Source organism: Opitutales bacterium, assembly GCA_013215165.1.
Classification (GTDB): domain Bacteria; phylum Verrucomicrobiota; class Verrucomicrobiia; order Opitutales; family JABSRG01; genus JABSRG01.
In genome coordinates this window covers 21,537-38,671 of record JABSRG010000033.1, presented here as the reverse complement: position 1 = coordinate 38,671, position 17,135 = coordinate 21,537, and the positions used below count along the sequence as shown (strand labels likewise).

The 17,135-nt window shown below is 52.5% G+C and carries 13 protein-coding genes; 6 read left to right on the top strand and 7 right to left on the bottom strand.

The window, feature by feature from the left end; translation table 11 throughout:
- Positions 1 to 737: 737 nt before the first annotated feature.
- On the bottom strand, positions 738 to 1,106 hold the full coding sequence (locus HRU10_08565; GenBank protein ID NRA27286.1) for a GxxExxY protein: 369 nt from the start codon (positions 1,104 to 1,106) through the stop codon (positions 738 to 740).
- A 102-nt stretch (positions 1,107 to 1,208) separates the two neighbouring features.
- Here HRU10_08565 and HRU10_08560 point away from each other — a divergent pair, with 102 nt between their 5' ends.
- The 5 genes from HRU10_08560 to HRU10_08540 all read left to right on the top strand — a co-directional run bounded on the left by HRU10_08560 (position 1,209) and on the right by HRU10_08540 (position 8,104).
- Complete coding sequence (locus HRU10_08560; GenBank protein ID NRA27285.1) at positions 1,209 to 2,483, top strand: glycosyltransferase; 1,275 nt, start codon at positions 1,209 to 1,211, stop codon at positions 2,481 to 2,483.
- Between the two features lie 3 nt (positions 2,484 to 2,486).
- Positions 2,487 to 3,410 carry a site-specific tyrosine recombinase XerD gene (xerD, locus tag HRU10_08555; protein NRA27284.1) on the top strand — a complete coding sequence of 308 codons (924 nt, stop codon included), beginning with the start codon at positions 2,487 to 2,489 and terminating at the stop codon, positions 3,408 to 3,410.
- Between the two features lie 364 nt (positions 3,411 to 3,774).
- Complete coding sequence (locus HRU10_08550; protein ID NRA27283.1) at positions 3,775 to 4,947, top strand: ATP-binding protein; 1,173 nt, start codon at positions 3,775 to 3,777, stop codon at positions 4,945 to 4,947.
- A gap of 51 nt (positions 4,948 to 4,998) precedes the next feature.
- Positions 4,999 to 7,743 (top strand): DEAD/DEAH box helicase family protein, encoded by a 2,745-nt coding sequence (locus HRU10_08545; GenBank protein ID NRA27282.1) that lies wholly within the window; start codon positions 4,999 to 5,001, stop codon positions 7,741 to 7,743.
- Positions 7,744 to 7,780: 37 nt separating this feature from the next.
- Entirely contained in the window at positions 7,781 to 8,104 is a 324-nt protein-coding gene (locus HRU10_08540; protein ID NRA27281.1) for a phosphotyrosine protein phosphatase, read from the top strand.
- 29 nt (positions 8,105 to 8,133) lie between these two features.
- Here the strand turns inward: HRU10_08540 and hflX are convergent, their stop codons facing one another.
- From hflX to HRU10_08510, 6 genes are all read right to left on the bottom strand, one after another.
- Complete coding sequence (gene hflX / locus HRU10_08535) at positions 8,134 to 9,420, bottom strand: GTPase HflX (protein ID NRA27280.1); 1,287 nt, start codon at positions 9,418 to 9,420, stop codon at positions 8,134 to 8,136.
- Positions 9,421 to 9,504: 84 nt separating this feature from the next.
- The gene (locus HRU10_08530; GenBank protein NRA27279.1) at positions 9,505 to 9,720 is read right to left on the bottom strand and encodes a hypothetical protein; all 216 of its coding nucleotides are present in this window, start codon (positions 9,718 to 9,720) and stop codon (positions 9,505 to 9,507) included.
- A complete protein-coding gene (locus HRU10_08525; protein ID NRA27278.1) occupies positions 9,717 to 10,151 on the bottom strand; it encodes a PIN domain-containing protein in 435 nt (144 codons plus the stop codon). The genes HRU10_08530 and HRU10_08525 overlap by 4 nt, the downstream gene beginning before the upstream one ends.
- Positions 10,152 to 10,167: 16 nt before the next feature.
- Positions 10,168 to 12,600 (bottom strand): DNA gyrase subunit A, encoded by a 2,433-nt coding sequence (gyrA, locus tag HRU10_08520; GenBank protein ID NRA27277.1) that lies wholly within the window; start codon positions 12,598 to 12,600, stop codon positions 10,168 to 10,170.
- 58 nt (positions 12,601 to 12,658) lie between these two features.
- A complete protein-coding gene (gene gyrB, locus HRU10_08515) occupies positions 12,659 to 15,178 on the bottom strand; it encodes a DNA topoisomerase (ATP-hydrolyzing) subunit B (protein ID NRA27276.1) in 2,520 nt (839 codons plus the stop codon).
- A 113-nt stretch (positions 15,179 to 15,291) separates the two neighbouring features.
- On the bottom strand, positions 15,292 to 15,987 hold the full coding sequence (locus tag HRU10_08510) for a sulfite exporter TauE/SafE family protein (GenBank protein ID NRA27275.1): 696 nt from the start codon (positions 15,985 to 15,987) through the stop codon (positions 15,292 to 15,294).
- 89 nt (positions 15,988 to 16,076) lie between these two features.
- Between HRU10_08510 and trpD the strand changes: the two genes are divergently transcribed.
- A complete protein-coding gene (gene trpD, locus HRU10_08505; protein ID NRA27274.1) occupies positions 16,077 to 17,135 on the top strand; it encodes an anthranilate phosphoribosyltransferase in 1,059 nt (352 codons plus the stop codon).

Genomic DNA, 17,135 nt, shown 5'->3' with positions numbered 1-17,135 from the left:
CCAGGTCTCAATGCTTGGTGTGGCAATGCGATCCTGAATCCATTCGGGAGGTTGTTCGATAGATGGGAGCTTTGGCACCGGTAAGGCTGCCGCTGCGAAGACGTCTGGATGCATGTCCAGGCCAATGACCCTATTGCATTTTTTCTTAGCTGCTTTCATGTTGAGTAGAGTTAAGCAGGTGGCGTTTGATGATAGACGGCCATGTGACAAACAGGTATTCGGTTTTTCACCATGTGGGTGCATATCCGTCGCGCGCTCAATCACAGAAACGGAGAGAAACTCCAGCGAAATCATCGAGCGTCCTCAGGGCCACCCGCGGGTTTTGCACATCACCCACGAGACGGTTCTGATTATCTTCACACGCCACCATGCTTAACAAATCTTTTTGGCATGATTGACGCATACCATCACAGATGGGCACAGATGTTATAATGCCGTGCGCTAGGCGGCGTGTTTGAGTATCTTTTGGTCGATGGTCAAACGATGGTTGGCTGTTATTGCGCCAGAGCCATCACAAATATCGGATTGGTCTAAGACCTCAATTTCCTGAAATATAATCTGTGCAAATCCGTGCGATCTGTGGTCAAAAAGAAGCTGAACCACAGATAGCGCAGATGGGCACAGATATTGAAATGCGATGCTTTGGGCGGGGTGCTTGAGTATCTTTTGATCGATGGCCAAAGGTGGTGTGTTTATCTTCAGGTTTCAATATAGGTCCTTGGATTCACGGTATGCTTTTATTCTGCAGTCGCGGCTCTGACTCGCTTAATGCCCAAGGTGGCATGTTTGAAATTGAGCAAGAGAGCCAACGGCATTCCGGTTATATTCAGATAGCCCAGAGCCTGCGCAAGGTGCGTTTCGTTAAATGCGCTGGCGATCTTTGTTTCGACGATGACTTTTTCTTCCACAATAAGATCAGGCACGAGGGTTCCGATTAGCTGCCCGTCGTATTGGACATCGAAACGCGCTTGTGATTCGAACTGGAGTTTGGACTTTGTCAGTTCGATACAGAGCGCCCGCTCGTATATTTTCTCATCGAGTCCGGGTTTGAGCTGATTGAGGACTTTAAAGGCGCAACCAATGATTTGTTCCGTAACGTCATTCATCCCAGGAGGTTTGTGATGGGAAGTTGCTGAGTCAAAAAGCTTATTCGTCGGTTGGCATTTCTGCATTGAGCCTGCCTGCGCATTCATGCATTCCGTCGGCACATGCGGGTTCTTCTCAGCTCACACGGTTCGACTGGAGACATCTATCCGATGATTCGGCTGGGCCATGCTTTGTTGGATGCGGGGCATGAGGTACGGTTTGCGACAGTCACTCTGTTTCGGGAAGAGATCGAGGCAGCCGGTATGGAGTATGTCTATTTGCCGCCGGACTGGGATCAAAGTGGGTTTGCGGAGGCCATGCGTGATTTGGCCGCAGCCAAGCATGGTGTCGAAGTCCTACGTATGATCTACATGGAGTCGCTTCCATTCATTGATGAGATTTTCCAAAACCTGGAAGCGCAAATGGGGTGGGCTGATTTGATGGTGTCATCCTATGTATTCAGCCCACTCAAGGGAATTGCCGATCGTTATGGAGTGCCGTTCGCCACCCAGGTGTTTGCCCACAACATCATCCCTTCGATTTACTATCCACCGGAAATTATTCCGGCCTTGCGGGGTTGGCCGCGGTTTATTCAAGATGCCTGGAACGCGATGATCTGGCGGTTCACCGATACGCTCTTGGTCAAGACGATAAATGGCGTCGTCGGCAAAGCACTGCAACGGGCTGAATTGCCTCTGGCTTCCAGTTTTCTTCATCAACCCGCCGAGTTGTGTCTCGTGTCGGTGAGCCAGGTGTTGTTCGAACATGAAAAGCCGATGGACCCAGATCGTTTTAAATTTGCCGGCTACCTGCGCTGGCAGGCCGAGGAAGATACAGAGTTGGGCGAAGATCTTCAGGCATTTACGGGCGGTGAGCGCGTGCCGGTTCTGACTTTTGGGAGTGTGACCTTTGATAAGACACGCCGGGTGATGACGCGTTTTATGCGTAATTGGCCGCTTGGAAAGCGGATCATTGTTCAATCGGGTTGGGCCGGCCTCATGGTGGAACGGCCGCGTTCAGAGTTCAAAGTCTTGGGCAAGGTGTCCCACGACCAACTGTTCAAGCATGCTTCTGTAGTGATTCATCACGGCGGTTCAGGAACCACTGGAACCGTGTTTCACGCCGGGGTACCGCAGATCGTTATCCCGCACTTTGGCGACCAGCCCTTCTTTGCTAATGAAGTGGAGCGCACCGGCTGTGGTATCAGCCTAAAGCGCCGGCGTTGGCCGGAGAACCTGGCCTCCACTGTGCGCAAGTGTGAGCGCAATAAGAAGATGCAGCGCCGGGCCCGTGAGGTGGCTGAATCCTTAGCAGCTGAAAACGGACCGTCACGTGCCGTGGAGATCCTTGAGGCATTTCACGCAAAAAAAGAGGCTGAGTTCTCGGATCAAGACTAGCTCGTGGCGCGCATTGATGATACTCTGGACGCCTTTGCTGATTTGCTAGAGCGTTTCTTGGCTAACCAATCGCTGGAGCGTGGTCTGTCTGAAAACAGTATCGATAGCTATGGGTCAGACCTAGCCCAAGCAGCTCAATTTTTTTCAGAGAAAGGCGTGGATGGCTGGGATGACATGGATGCTGCGCATGTGGCAGCTTGGCTCGCTTCAATGGGAGAGGCTGGTGTCGCGATTAGCAGCGTCGCTCGAAAACTCTCAGCCCTGCGCGGCTTGATCAAGTTTGGCTTGAAAGAGCGGGATCTGGATAGCGATGTCACCGAAGTGCTCGATGGACCGCGCCTGCGCCGGAACCTTCCGGATGTCCTCTCGCGCCAGACCGTCGAAAAACTGATTGCCACACCCGGTCGAACCACCGCGCGTGGCCTGCGCGATACCGCCATTATCGAGCTATTTTACTCGAGTGGCCTACGCGTGAGTGAGCTGTGTAACTTGACGCTTACTCAGCTTTTTCTCGATGAAGAGGTTGTGCGCGTTATGGGCAAGGGGTCTAAAGAGCGCTTTGTTCCGCTAGGAGCAGCAGCGATCAAAGCGATTCGAGATTACCTGGTAGTCGGACGCCCCGAGTTTGTCCGTACAAAAACCGGAAGTGCTGTGTTCCTGTCAAACCGCGGCACCGCCATTTCTCGCAAAACGATCTGGGTATTCCTCAAAAACTACGCCGACCAGGCTGGTATCAAGCAGATCGTCAAACCCCATATCCTGCGCCACTCCTTCGCGACCCATCTCCTCTCCGGCGGAGCTGATCTCCGTGCGATCCAAGAAATGCTCGGCCATGCCGACATCGCCACCACTCAGATTTACACCTCAGTCCAAACTGATCACCTCGTGGATGAACATGCTCGGTTTCATCCACGGGGGGGCAATTAATTTGCCGCTTTAGAGGCCACGGCTGATTCAATGTCTCGAATTTGTCGAAGCACATGCAATAGCTCGTGGCTTAATGCGTCTCTCTTTGATTCCATGAGGAGATCCACGAGTTCGACCGCTTGTTGCGGCTCTACCTGGCCCGATGGGTAAGTTATATATTTAAAAGGACCTTACCTCATGCCCGCGTATACCCATGAGTATACCTGGTAGATCAAACTTAGTATCAAGGTCCCTTTAACATTTTCACTCTTTGTCTTCAGGCGCTTCTGGTCACATTCTCCGAAATAACTGTAGTAAAAATTACATTGAAATTTAAACATTTTATGTGAAAGTTTCAAGGTAAAATAATTTCATTCTGAAGCAAATGATTGTCCGAAAACAAAAGCAGGAACAGGTGGAAGACGCTCTCCGTCGCAGCCTCATCGTTGGGATCGTCGGGCCGCGGCAGTGTGGCAAAACCACCCTGGCCAGATCCTATGTCGAGGCGGACTCTCCGAATTATTTTGATCTTGAGGACCCTTCAAGCTTGGCGCGTTTGGACGCGCCCATGACGGCTTTAGAAGAGCTTAGAGGCTTGGTCGTAATTGATGAGGTGCAACGCAAACCGGATCTGTTTCCTATATTACGGGTGTTGGCAGATCGATCTGATAAAAAAGCTAGATTCCTCATTTTAGGAAGTGCCAGCCCTGAGTTGATGCAAAAGAGTGCTGAATCTTTGGCTGGGCGCATAGAGTATATTGAATTGACGCCATTCTCGATGATTGAGGTTCAGGGTGAGGCAAAGATATCAGATTATTGGTCTCGCGGCGGATTTCCGCGTTCTTTGTTGCCCACTAATGACAATGATAGCTGGCAGTGGCGGCAGAACTTTATTCGCACATTTTTGGAGATAGATCTGGCTTCGATGGGCATTCGTACTCCTGCATCCACTATTCGGCGTTTCTGGGCAATGTTAGCGCATTATCACGGTCAGGTTTTCAACGCCAGTGAGGCCGCGCGTTCTTTGGGTGTCAGTCAAACGAGTGTTATCCGGTATCTGGATCTACTGGAGAACGTATTTATGATACGAGCCTTGCGACCCTGGCATGAGAACTTGAAGAAGCGTCAGGTGAAACAACCTAAGTTATACTTTCGCGACACCGGATTATTGCATGCTATTTTAGGGATTTGCGAGTATGACGCACTCGTTACTCATCCTAAAATTGGATCTTCTTGGGAAGGTCTAGTACTAGAAACGATCGTGTTTTTATACGCGCCCGACGAGGTCTATTTTTGGGCGACGCATGCTGGAGCCGAGCTGGATCTTTTGCTGATCAAAAACGGAAAGCGCTATGGATTTGAGATGAAACGGTCCGATGGACCTAGGAAAACGAAGTCCATGATGATTGCCATGGAAGATCTGGATTTGGAGCATTTATATGTGATTTATCCAGGAAAACGGCCCTATTCGCTGGCCGAGGGTATCTGTGTGGTCCCATTTGAACATGTGATACGGGGTTACCTGCATCTGGATGAAGAGCATCGTCCACCTGAATAGGTGCTTTCAGCTTTCCATAAGGTGACTTAGGCGGTTATCTTATGTTGCTTTATGAGTGGATCGAATATTCAGCCCGGACAGAGATGGGTGAGTGATGCTGAGCCGGAATTGGGCTTGGGAGTGGTGCTGAGCGCGAAATTTGGGCGTGTGGAGATTTTATTTCCGGCTGCTGAGGAACGTCGGGAGTATGCTTTGGAATCTGCGCCGGTGCGTCGGGTAGAGTTTTCCGTGGGGGATCGGGTAGAAACCCATGAGGGGAGCAAGGGCACAGTAGAAAATGTGAAGGAGGAGAACGGTTTCCTCAGTTATCTGCTCGATAGCGAATGGGTGCCTGAGGCGGCTTTATCCGATACGATTAGCTTTTCCTCCCCTATTGATCGAATGCAGGGGGGACAGTTGGATAATTCGCGCTCATACATGGTGCGTTTGGAATCACTGGAGTGGCAGGCCAAGATCCGTAAAGCGCCGACTCGGGGACTCATCGGGTCGCGGATCGACCTGATCAACCACCAGCTATACATCGCAGAGGAGGTGACCCAGCGCCTTAATCCGCGCGTGTTGCTCGCAGACGAGGTGGGCTTGGGTAAAACCATCGAGGCCGCATTGATCATGCATCGCCTGCACTTGACGGGGCGCGCCGATCAGGTGCTCGTGATTCTTCCAGATTCGTTGGTGCATCAGTGGTTTATCGAACTACTGCGGCGCTTCAATATGATGTTTACTGTCTTCGACGAAGAGCGCTGCGTGGCCGCTGACGAGCATCCTGATGGAGCCCAAAACCCGTTTGCTGAGACGCAACATGCTTTAATGCCTTTATCTATGTTGGTGAAACACCCGCGACGTCTCGTCCAGACCGTAGAAGCCGGATGGGACTTAATGATCGTGGATGAGGCGCATCACTTAGAGTGGTCTGAAGATCAAGTATCAGATGAATATGCAGCGGTAGAAGAGCTGGCCAAAAGTGTGCCGGCGCTACTTCTTTTAACGGCAACACCCCAGCAGCTGGGTGCCGAGGGTCACTTTGCTCGTCTGCGTCTGCTCGATCCGGACCGCTATAGCGATCTGGCGAAATTTGTTAGTGAGAGTGAGCATTACCAAGAGGCCGCGGATCTGATCGATCATGTGGATCAGCAAGCTTCTCTGGATGTTACAACTATCGAGCGCATTCAGGCTGTAGTGCCGCATATGGCAGAACAGCTCCCGAGGGCGCGAGCTCTTGACGATAAGTTGCGGCGCGAGCTGGAACAGGCTATTCTCGACACGTTTGGAACCGGGCGAGTTATATTCCGAAATACGCGTGCGGCCCTAGGTGGATTCCCAAAACGCCTCCCGGAACTGATCCCGCTTAAGGGTCTGGACGACGATCCAACTGGCATGGAGCCCAAAATTGAATGGCTCGTCGATTGGTTGAAGGCGAATCCGGGAAGAAAGGCGCTGCTGATCTGTCGCAGCCGCGAGTTAGTGGAAGACCTGAGCGAACAGATTTTAGAGCAAATCAACGTGGATCTCGCCGTCTTCCATGAAGCGTTAAACTTGGTCCAGCGGGACCGGAATGCGGCATTTTTCCAAGATGAGGAAGGGGCACGATTGTTATTGTGTTCTGAGATCGGTAGTGAGGGCCGCAATTTCCAATTTGCCCATACGCTCATACTCTGGGATCTGCCAGAGAATCCTGAATTACTCGAACAGCGTATCGGTCGTCTCGATCGGATCGGACAGACGACAGACATTCAGATCCTGGTGCCCTATATCGATAAAGGGCCCGAGGCGGTGTGGGCAAAGTGGTATCTCGATGGTGTCGGAGCTTTAAGCAGTCCGGTCCCTACCGCAATGCGGCTCAAAGCGGAGTTTGAAGACCGTATTCATGGCCTCGCAGAAAAATATGATGGGCGCGCACTCACCAGTTTGATCAAAGCGACCGCGAAGAAACGGGCCGAGTGGGGCGAAGAGATGGAACGCGGCATGTTAAAGCTCCTGGCCCTCAATTCATTTGATGCGCGACAGAGCGAGACGATGAAGCGGTCTATCGCGATCACGGACCAAGATAAGACGTTTGAAAATTTCATCCTGCAAATGCTGGAAGAGCTCGGCGTGCGCATAGAGGAGATGGGTGCGCGGCGCTACTTGCTTGATATGGAATATGGGCGTGTCGAGCGCTTGCCTGGACTGGAGTCGGGCCCGATGACCGTGACCTTTGATCGAGCTGACGCGTTGGGGCGCGAAGATATCCATTTTCTCACCGTAGACCATCCACTCGTGCGCAGTGCATTTGATGCGCTCCTTTCGAGTGAACACGGCAATACAGCCGTATCCGTCTTCCAGGACTGTAAGGTGCCAGGGCTGTTTTTAGAGTCAGTATTTGTGATCGAATGCCTGGCGCCTCAGCGGCTCCATGTGGATCGTTACCTTCCTCGGACTCCCGTAGGGATCCTGGTAAACCACAAACGTGAGATAGCCGATTTTGTGGATCTCGATGGTGCCTTTGAAGCGCGTGATGCCGATCACGATAAGATACTAAATAATCCGGGAATCAAGGGGCTCATCCCCAAAATGCTCGAAGCGGCCAAGAGTGAAATTGAGGCCGTGATTGAAACTACAATCGATGGTGCTGAGGCTGAGATGCGCGTTCAGATCAACCGCGAGATCATTCGCCTTGAAGAATTGAGTGAGGTCAATGACGGCATCTCTCAAGGTGAGATCGATAGCTGGGTGGAACATCGAGGGGAATTAGCTGAAGCGCTACGCGCTGCACGTCCGAGACTCGATGCGATGCGATTGATCGTGTGTGAGCAGTAGTTGGGCCCTCAAGCAAAGAGGTTAAGAAGCAAGGGGTATGAGGAAGCTGCTGTTTCTATGTTCTCAGAACAAACTCAGGAGTCCCACTGCTGAGGAGATCTTCTCTGATATCCCTGGCGTCGAAGTGGATTCCGCGGGATTAAACAATGATGCCGAGGTTGTTTTGTCTCCAGAGCAAATTGAGTGGGCAGATACCGTTATCGTGATGGAAAATACGCACCGAAGTCGGCTGAATCGAAAATTTCGTAAGCACCTGGCAGGCAAGCGAATCGCGGTGCTTAACATTCCGGATGAATATGAATTTATGGATCCAGATCTGATAAATCTGCTCCGAGTTCGTTGTGAGAGGTACTTACCTTAGTCAGGTAAAAAAACTCGCCGAGCTGGGGCTCAACGCTCCCAGGGTTCCGGTTCTTTTTCTTCAATATCTGGGCAGAAAGCTCGGTAGGGGGCGATGATGCGGTCGGGTATTTTTGCCGAGAGGTGGTAGCCGTCGTCTTCGATGGTTTCGGTGATAATCGCGCCTTCGCGGTAGAGTTGTGAGACGAGGTCGTAGCGCTCGTGAGGGATAAGTAAGCGGAGTTCCTCAAAGGAGGCGGCAATACGGTCGACCATGACATCCTGAAGGCTTTCGAGCCCTTCTCCGGTGTGTGCGCTAATGAGGCAAGCATCCGGATGGCGCAACTGGATGTGGTTGATAAGTGCGGGGTCGTCGACTTGGTCGATTTTATTAAAAGCGAGGATGATCTGTTTGTCCGTCGCACCCAATTCTTCGAGTACCTTTTCAGTGGTCTCGATGTGGTGCTCGTAGTCGGGATTGCTCAAGTCGACGACATGGACCAAAAAATCGGAGATGATCGATTCTTCAAGGGTGGCCTTGAAAGCCTCAACGAGACGGTGGGGTAGGCGGCGAACAAAACCGACCGTATCCGTCAGAACGAGGTGCTGGCCGTTCTGGAGTTTGGTGCGCCGGGAGGTTGGGTCGAGCGTTGCGAAGAGTTTGTCTTCCGCTAGGACATCCGCTCCACTCATTTTGTTCAAGAGACTGGATTTTCCAGCATTGGTGTAACCGACAAAGGCTCCGGAGGGAACGGGCTTTTTGCGCCGTTGTTTGCGTTGGACTTCGCGTTGTTTGACTACGACACCCAGTTCGCGTTTGAGTCGGGCGATTTGCTCGCGGACCATGCGTTGGTCGAGCTCGAGCTGAGTTTCTCCCGCATCGCGCTGGGTGGCGCCCCCGCCGCGTTGGCGGTCGAGGTGGGTCCAGGCGCGCTGGAGGCGGGGTAGGTTGTATTCGGCACGGGCGAGTTCTACTTGGAGACGCGCTTCTCGGGTTTGGGCACGGACATTGAAGATATCGAGAATAATCTCCTGACGATCGATGACGGCCACTTTCTCTTCCATGCTTTCCCAATTACGCTGTTGGCTGGGAGATAACTCGTTGTCAAATATGATGACATCGCACTTTTTGGCCTTGGCCAGGCCGATGAGCTCTTCTGTCTTACCAGTACCAAGAAGGAATTTGGGATTATGCTCGCGGGCTTTAACGAGCTCCTTGTGCTCAACCTGTATGCCGAGGGTCTCTACCAGCTCTTCGAGTTCGTCGAGAAGTTGTTCCCCTTCCTCCATCGATTCACGGGGAAAGACAGCACCGACCAAAAAGGCCCGCTCGACCATCTTTGGTTTCTCTTTGACTTCTAGCATGGGTGGAGGAAGGAGCTTCGATAGCGCCTTACATGGGGAATACCAAATGTAGGCGTCCTATAGTTTCTTATTCTTTTCAGTGGCTTCACGATATTTCGTCGCGGCTGCACTGATCTCCTTAACCGACTGTCCAGCAAATAGATCTTTTTGCCATTGGGAGTAATCAAAAGGCTCCTTCAAAATAAGACTAATGAAGCGTTCAGCCTCAACTTCACCCAGAGCATTTGAGAGTGCTCTGAGGCCCTTAACTTTGATCTCGGTGTCCGTAATCATTTGCTGGAATCGGTGATGTGCGAAACAGGATTCAAAACCCGGATTTCGCTCAGGTTTTCGCTCTTTTTCAGAATCCCATCATCTGTCGTTAGGAAAACTGAACATTTAGCCTGGATTGCGCAAGCTAGATGAAGGCAGTCCTTACTGCGCAAACCAAAACCGAGGAACGCATTGGCAGAGTCTAAAACATCCGCGGACTCTGAAATATCAATCACGGCCAGCGCTTTCCAAGTAGCAATGCGCTCTAGTCTTTCTGGAAATGGATTAGCGGCGTTTTCCAGATCTAAAATATACGACCATGCAAGTTCTAGTTTACCTGCATGGATCAGTGCTTGAACTGCGAGCTTAGCTTCGGTCTCTAGGCGTATTCTTAGTTGGTTTTGATTATCAAATGGGCGATTGAAACAACAGTTATCTAGATAAACTCTCATTTCTTCACCGGACTAGTTAAGCTTCCTCTTCGTCGATTTCGATAATCTTGGATATGCCGATAACGGTGTCGCCGTCGGCGAGGTTGATGCAGCGCACGCCTTGGGTGGCGCGGCCGATAATACGGATGTCTTTCACGGGCATGCGGACTGTTTGACCCCCTAGGGTGATAGCCATGATTTCGTCCTCCTCAGAAACACTTAGGGCACCCGCGATGGTATCGGCCTTCATGGCAGTCACACCTTTAGTGCCGCGCGCGGTTTTGCGGTATTCGTCAAACTCGGTGCGCTTGCCCATGCCGTTGCTGGCAACGGTGAGGAGGGTCTCCTCATGGTTGACGACCTCCATGGTTTTGACCTCGTCGTCTTCGTGCTTAAAGCGCGCGCCAGTCACGCCGCGTGTTGCCCGGCCTTGATCGCGCAAGTCGGACTCGTGAAAGCGGATAGCTTGCGAGGATTGAGTGATGATGATGAGCTCGTCGTCTCCCGTGGTGAGCACGACGTTGCAGAGCTCATCGCCTTCGTCGATGTTGATACCGATGGTACCGCCTCGGCGGATGTGCTTGTAGTTCGAAAGGTGGGTTTTTTTGACGACGCCTTTGCGGGTGCACTTGACGAAATGCACGTCTTCTTCGAAGCCTGGGATACAGATCATGGCGGCTACTTTTTCCTCAGTTTGCATTTCGAGGACGTTTGCGATCATGCGGCCTTTGGAGGTCCGGCTGCCTTCGGGAATGTTGTAAACTTTTTCCATGTAGACCCGGCCATTACTCATGAAAAAGAGAATGGTGTCGTGGGTGCTAGCGGTGAAGAGGTGCTCTACGTAGTCTTCATCGTGAGAACCTGTGCCGATGATGCCCTTGCCACCCCGTTTTTGTGAGCGATAGAGGTCTACAGCGGAGCGTTTGATGAAGCCTTTGTGGGTGACCGTAATGATGCAACCCTCGTTAGCGATGAGGTCTTCCATGCGCATCTCGTCAGTTGCTGCTTCGATGCGGGTGCGGCGCTCGTCACCATACTTGTCACGGATTTGAATGAGTTCATCCTTGATGACTCCGAGGAGTATGGCCTCGTTCTCGATGATCTTTTTGAGCTCAGTGATCGTCTTCATGATCTCGGCGTATTCTTCCTCGATCTTTTCGCGTTCTAGACCCGTGAGTTGGTAGAGGCGCAGTTCAAGGATGGCGGTCGCCTGGCGGTCAGTGATGGGGTATTTCGCCATCAAGCTCGCTTTGGCTTCGTCGCGGCTGGCACTGGCGCGGATGATGCGGACGAAGTCATCGAGGTTATCGAGGGCAATGCGATATCCCTCAAGCAGGTGGGCCCGGGCCTCAGCTTTACGGAGTAGGAATAGGGTGCGGCGGTAGATGACTTCGCGGCGGTGATCGACATAGCACTGTATGACCTCGCGGATATTCATCTGCTTGGGTCGGCGGTTATCTAGGGCGAGTAGGATGACGCCAAATGAGCTTTCGAGGGCCGTGTGCTTGTAGAGTTTGTTGATGACGACACGGGGAATTTCGCCGCGTTTCAGCTCGATGACGACACGTGTGTTTTCGTCGGATTCATCGCGTACTTCAGACACACCTTCGATCACCTTATCGTTCACCAATTCGGCGATCTTGGCGACCAGCGTGGCTCGATTGACGTTATAGGGGATTTCGGTGATGAGGATGTATTCTTTGCCATCCTTGTTCTCTTCGACAGTGATGGTGCCTTTCATGCGGACGATGCCGCGGCCCGTCTTCATGTAGGAGTCGATTCCAGAAAACCCGTTGATGGTGCCACCGGTTGGAAAATCAGGTCCGGGCAGGACTTCCATAATCTCTTCGATGGAAACCGAGGGGTTATCAATCACGAGGCATACCGCATTGATGGTTTCGGTGAGGTTATGCGGAGGAATGTTGGTCGTCATTCCGACCGCGATGCCGGTGGAACCATTGACGAGCAGCTCCGGGAACGAGGCGGGCAGGACGCTGGGCTCAGTAGTCGACTCTTTGTAGTTGGGGACAAAGTCTACCGTGTCGGAGTCGATGTCGCGCAGCATTTCCTCGGCGAGGCTGGTGAGGCGACACTCGGTATAACGATAGGCTGCTGGAGAATCACCGTCGACGGAGCCAAAGTTGCCCTGTGGATCGATGAGTGGGTAGCGCATGACCCAGGGTTGAGCCAGGCGAACGAGGGTGTCGTATACCGAAGTATCCCCGTGCGGGTGGTAATTCTTGAGCACTTCACCGACCACACCAGCACACTTGTCAAAGGGTCTGTTGTGAAGCAGACCTTCGCGCAGCATCGCATAGAGGATGCGGCGTTGGACAGGCTTGAGGCCGTCGCGAGCATCGGGAAGGGCACGGGAAACGATGACCGACATCGAATAGTCGATGTAGGCCGATTCCATAATTTCGGTGATGTTCGTATTGACGAGACGTTCGGGTGTTTCGGCGTCAGACATGAAAAAGAGAAAAGAAAACGGTTAGTGCCGGTTCGTAGCAGTGAGCAGCGGCGGAATTTTAGACGTCGAGGTGAGAGACGTTGAGGGCATTGTCCTCGATGAAGCTGCGGCGGCTGGCTACGTCTTCGCCCATCAGCATCGAGAAGGTGGCATCTGCCAGGGCAGCGTCGATGATGTCAACCTTGAGGAGATTACGTGTCTTCGGATCCATGGTGGTTTCGAAGAGCTGTTTGGGGTTCATTTCGCCCAGTCCTTTGTAGCGCTGGATGGAGAGGCCCCGGCGGCCGAGTAGGCGGATGTTTTCGATGAGTTCGAGAATAGTGTGGAGCTCGGTGACGGACTCTTTTTTCTCGTCGCCCAGATTTTCTACAAGACGGTAGCGTGCCTCTTCCGACGGTGTGAATTGCTTGATATCGAGCCCAAGATCGCGGAGCTGGATGAGCAGCTTACTCATCTGGTTGGCTTCGAATATCTCGTGAACAGTGATGCGCTGGTTAATGAGCTGCTCGTCGCGAGTGACTTGGCGGATAAGCACTTCGTCATTAATATCCTCAAAGCCGAGCTCTTGATATTTCGCAGCCAATTCTTCTTCGGTGCGAACAAAGTTATATTCTTCGTCGTTTCCGGTGCGGATGCGCACGACGTGACGGGGTAATTCGAGAGTATCCTCATCTTTTTGGTCGAGGTATTGTGACAGCGCGCAACCATAACGTTCGACACCGCGACCAAGGGTTTCCATGCGATCAAGTAGGGCGATAAATTTCTCTAATTCGCCCCCAGGGAACTGGTGGTCATCGCGGTTACGTATGAGCGTGACGTCTTCAGTGCCCAGTTCGAGAAGGATTTCGTTCAGCTGGTTGTCGTGGTCGATGTATTGCTCGCGGCGTTTACGCTTAATTTTGTAAAGAGGGGGTTGAGCGATGTAGACGTAGCCCGCCTCGATGAGACCCTTCATCTGCCGGTAGATGAAAGTGAGTAGCAGGGTGCGGATGTGCGCGCCGTCGACGTCCGCATCGGTCATAATGATGATCTTATGGTAGCGCGACTTTGAGATGTCGAAGGCGCCGTCGCCCTCATGATCTCCGATGCCGGTACCGATTGCGGTAATAAGGGTGCGGATTTCCTGATTATTGAGGACCTTGTCGAGTCTCGCTTTCTCGACGTTTAGAAGCTTGCCGCGAATGGGCAAAATAGCTTGGTAGCCGCGGTCGCGGCCTTGTTTGGCCGAACCGCCTGCGGAATCACCCTCTACAATGTAGATCTCGCATTTCGATGGGTCGCGTTCAGAGCAGTCTGCCAATTTGCCGGGCAATCCGCCCGAGACCATGGCGCTCTTGCGGACAGTTTCGCGCGCTTTTCGAGCCGCCTCGCGGGCGCGTGCTGCGTTAAGCGATTTGTCGATGATGCGCTTGGCTTCCTTGGGGTGGGTTTCGAAATAAAATTTAAGCTCTTCGCCGGTGATGCGTTGGACGATCCCATCGACTTCACTGTTGGAGAGTTTGGTCTTAGTCTGTCCTTCAAAGCGCGGTTCTGGGACTTTGACTGAGATAACAGCGGTTAGGCCCTCGCGGACGTCATCACCGGTGAATGAGGGGTCCTTTTCTTTGACCAGGCTGTTGTTTTTGGCGTAGGCGTTGATGACACGCGTCAAAGCCGTACGGAAACCAGAAAGGTGGGTGCCGCCTTCTATATTGTGAATCGAGTTCGCGTAGGAAAAAATCTGATCGGAATAGCCGTCGTTATATTGGAAGGCGATATCAACGACGATCTTGGCATCCAAGTCGGGGTTCGGTGAATCGGCTTCCCCGTTGAAGCAGATCACTTCCTCGTGAACGATTTGCTTGCTCTGATTGAGGAAGCTCACGTATTCGGCGATCCCATTTTCGAAGTAGAACGTTTCTTTTTTTGAGATGCGCTCGTCTTCGATGATGATGCGGATGCCGGGATTGAGGAATGCCAGCTCGCGAAGACGTTTGGCGAGGAGTTCGTATTTAAATTCGCGTGTGGTCTCGAAGATCTCGGGGTCAGGAAGAAATGAGATCTTAGTTCCGGATTTCTTTGTCGCGCCGATGACCTTCATTTTCTCGGTAGTTTTACCCCGAGAGAATTCCATTTTGTAGACTTGTTCGTTCTTCGAGACTTCGACTTCAAACCATTCAGAAACTGCATTCACGCACTTGGCGCCGACTCCATGGAGACCTCCAGATACCTGATAGGCGCCTTTGCCGAACTTTCCGCCAGCGTGCAGGTTCGTCATCACCAGTTCGAGAGCAGGGATGCCGTATTTGGGGTGGATATCTACAGGAATTCCGCGGCCATCGTCTTCAACAGAGAGGGAACCGTCGTTGTGGATGTGCACTTGGATCTCCTTACAGTAGCCGGCTAGTGCCTCATCGATCGAATTGTCGACAATCTCGAACACGCAGTGATGGAGGCCACGCTCGTTGGTGTCACCGATATACATATCGGGACGTTTGCGGACGCCCTCGAGCCCTTCGAGCTTCTGGATCTTTGAGGCATCGTAGGCCTCTTCATTGGGCGTGGTTGGGGTGGGTTCGGGCGTAGTTGATTCGTCCATGTGCAAAGACAGTTGAGGTTAAAATGCGGTCGCGGAAAAGCTACAAAAAAATCCCGCTTTACCCGAGCGTCTGCGCATTCCTGATGACGTTGGGCAGGAATTTGCGGAATCTGTCAGAAACCGCAGAGCTCTAGAATTCTATCAGCATCAAAATTGAGTGCGTTTAGGGCGATGGCCAAAGCTGCCATGCCAGCGACAGATCGCTGAAGGCGACTGATCCAGCGACCGGAGAATTTTTTTCGCAAACGGGTAAATGCATGCTGTCCCAACCAGAGAAGCGGTATGGTGCCCAAACCAAAGCCTAGGCCAAGTTCTGCTCCGAGCAATGGACTACTCGCCATCATTGCGATCCAAAAAACAGAGTAGAGCGGACCACACGGCAGCATCGGGGTGATCAGCCCAAGCGACACGCCTTGGAATACTGGAGGCCAGGACCGCGTATGCAGAGTCATGCTTTGAGCGAACTTCGCAGCCCAGGGTGGCTTAGGGATGTGCGCGTGAATGCGAAACGTAAAGGCGAGCAAGAGGGCGACAAATACCCAAGGGAGTAAGGGCTGGAGGCTCCATGCAGTCGTTTGCATGAACGCGTATCCGAGTGTGCCAGCCACTGCACCGACGATACCGTAGGATAACACCCGCGAAATATGATAAGCTGAACGGGAAAATAAGGTCTGCTCGGCAGATTGCTTTGGCCCGCCTAAGAGTCCACAAGACAGCGGTCCACACATCAGTAAGCAGTGTGGGCTGGTGAGCATGCCAACGAGGAAGGCTGCTGCCCCGTTAGTGATGATGGCGGTGTCGCCGAGCATGAACTGAGTTTCTTCGCCGTAAAAGGGGTGTCAATGATCACTCAAAATCGCGCTTGCACCAATTCGCTAGCGACAGCTTGTTTGGACTGATGAACGACTCTTCTCTAAACGCTTTGGTCGCTTCGATTGCTGACGGGGTTACAATGAAGGAAGCTGATGTCGCACTGCTGACCTTGGCATTGATCGACGAGGCAGTGGATGCTGCGGCAAAGAAGGCAGTGCTGGTGGCACTGCACGCGCGAGGCGAAACGCCAGCTGAGATAGCGATGCTAGCAGCGCAGTTTAGAACCAGAGCGGTCCAGCCGAGTGAGCGCATTAAAAAGCTCGCGGATACTGCAATTGATTTTGTGGGCACGGGCGGTGATCGTTCCAATGCTTTCAACATTTCGACAGCCGTCTGCTTCATCCTAGCCTCCTGCGGTGTGCGTGTCATGAAACACGGAAACCGCGGTGCGACGACACCCTCAGGCACAGCCGATATTCAAGAGGTTTTGGGATTTCGTTGGGATCGCAGCGAGGACGAGCTTGCCGATTTAATTGAAAAAACCGGCTTCGGTTTCTTTTTTGCTCCGTCTTATCATCCGGCCTTCAAGCACATCGTTCCTGTGCGGAAGGCTCTGGCCGCAGAGGGAAAACTAACCGTCTTTAATGTGCTCGGTCCACTGATTCATCCAGCGCAGCCGAAGTATCAGGTGTTGGGTGTGTATGCAGCGAGCTTGGTTGAGCCAATTGGTCGGGCGTTGCAGCAGCTTGATCGGGCGCGAGCGTTCGTGGTTCATGGCACGGCTTCGAGCGGTGAAGTTGTCGATAAAGCAATTACCTCGGGGTCGACACAGTATTTTGGGGTGGGAGAACTGAGCGGACGAGAAGGAGTCTGGTCTGCTGGAGATTTTGATCTGCCAGAAACGAGCTTTGGAGACGTCGTGAGCGGTTCCCCTGAAGAAAATGCTGAACGCCTGCAGCAGCTATTCTCTGGAAAAGACTCGGGTGGCTTACTCGATACTGTCTTATTGAATGCAGGAATCGGCCTCTATGTTGCCGAGCGAGTCGATTCGATTGCGGCCGGAATTGCTTATGCTCGGGATGCAATGGATGCAGGCCAAGTGTCTCGCTGGATGGAATCTGCGCGCGCCGCGCATCAGGGTTGA

What these genes read in the sequence shown, in the direction of transcription:
- HRU10_08565 (NRA27286.1), bottom strand. Translation starts at nt 1,106, where the DNA reads ATGAATGACGTTACGGAACAAATCATTGGTTGCGCCTTTAAAGTCCTC.
- HRU10_08560 (NRA27285.1), top strand. Translation starts at nt 1,209, where the DNA reads ATGCGGGTTCTTCTCAGCTCACACGGTTCGACTGGAGACATCTATCCG.
- HRU10_08550 (NRA27283.1), top strand. Translation starts at nt 3,775, where the DNA reads ATGATTGTCCGAAAACAAAAGCAGGAACAGGTGGAAGACGCTCTCCGT.
- HRU10_08545 (NRA27282.1), top strand. Translation starts at nt 4,999, where the DNA reads ATGAGTGGATCGAATATTCAGCCCGGACAGAGATGGGTGAGTGATGCT.
- HRU10_08540 (NRA27281.1), top strand. Translation starts at nt 7,781, where the DNA reads ATGAGGAAGCTGCTGTTTCTATGTTCTCAGAACAAACTCAGGAGTCCC.
- hflX (NRA27280.1), bottom strand. Translation starts at nt 9,420, where the DNA reads ATGGTCGAGCGGGCCTTTTTGGTCGGTGCTGTCTTTCCCCGTGAATCG.
- HRU10_08530 (NRA27279.1), bottom strand. Translation starts at nt 9,720, where the DNA reads ATGATTACGGACACCGAGATCAAAGTTAAGGGCCTCAGAGCACTCTCA.
- HRU10_08525 (NRA27278.1), bottom strand. Translation starts at nt 10,151, where the DNA reads ATGAGAGTTTATCTAGATAACTGTTGTTTCAATCGCCCATTTGATAAT.
- gyrA (NRA27277.1), bottom strand. Translation starts at nt 12,600, where the DNA reads ATGTCTGACGCCGAAACACCCGAACGTCTCGTCAATACGAACATCACC.
- gyrB (NRA27276.1), bottom strand. Translation starts at nt 15,178, where the DNA reads ATGGACGAATCAACTACGCCCGAACCCACCCCAACCACGCCCAATGAA.
- HRU10_08510 (NRA27275.1), bottom strand. Translation starts at nt 15,987, where the DNA reads ATGCTCGGCGACACCGCCATCATCACTAACGGGGCAGCAGCCTTCCTC.
- trpD (NRA27274.1), top strand. Translation starts at nt 16,077, where the DNA reads ATGAACGACTCTTCTCTAAACGCTTTGGTCGCTTCGATTGCTGACGGG.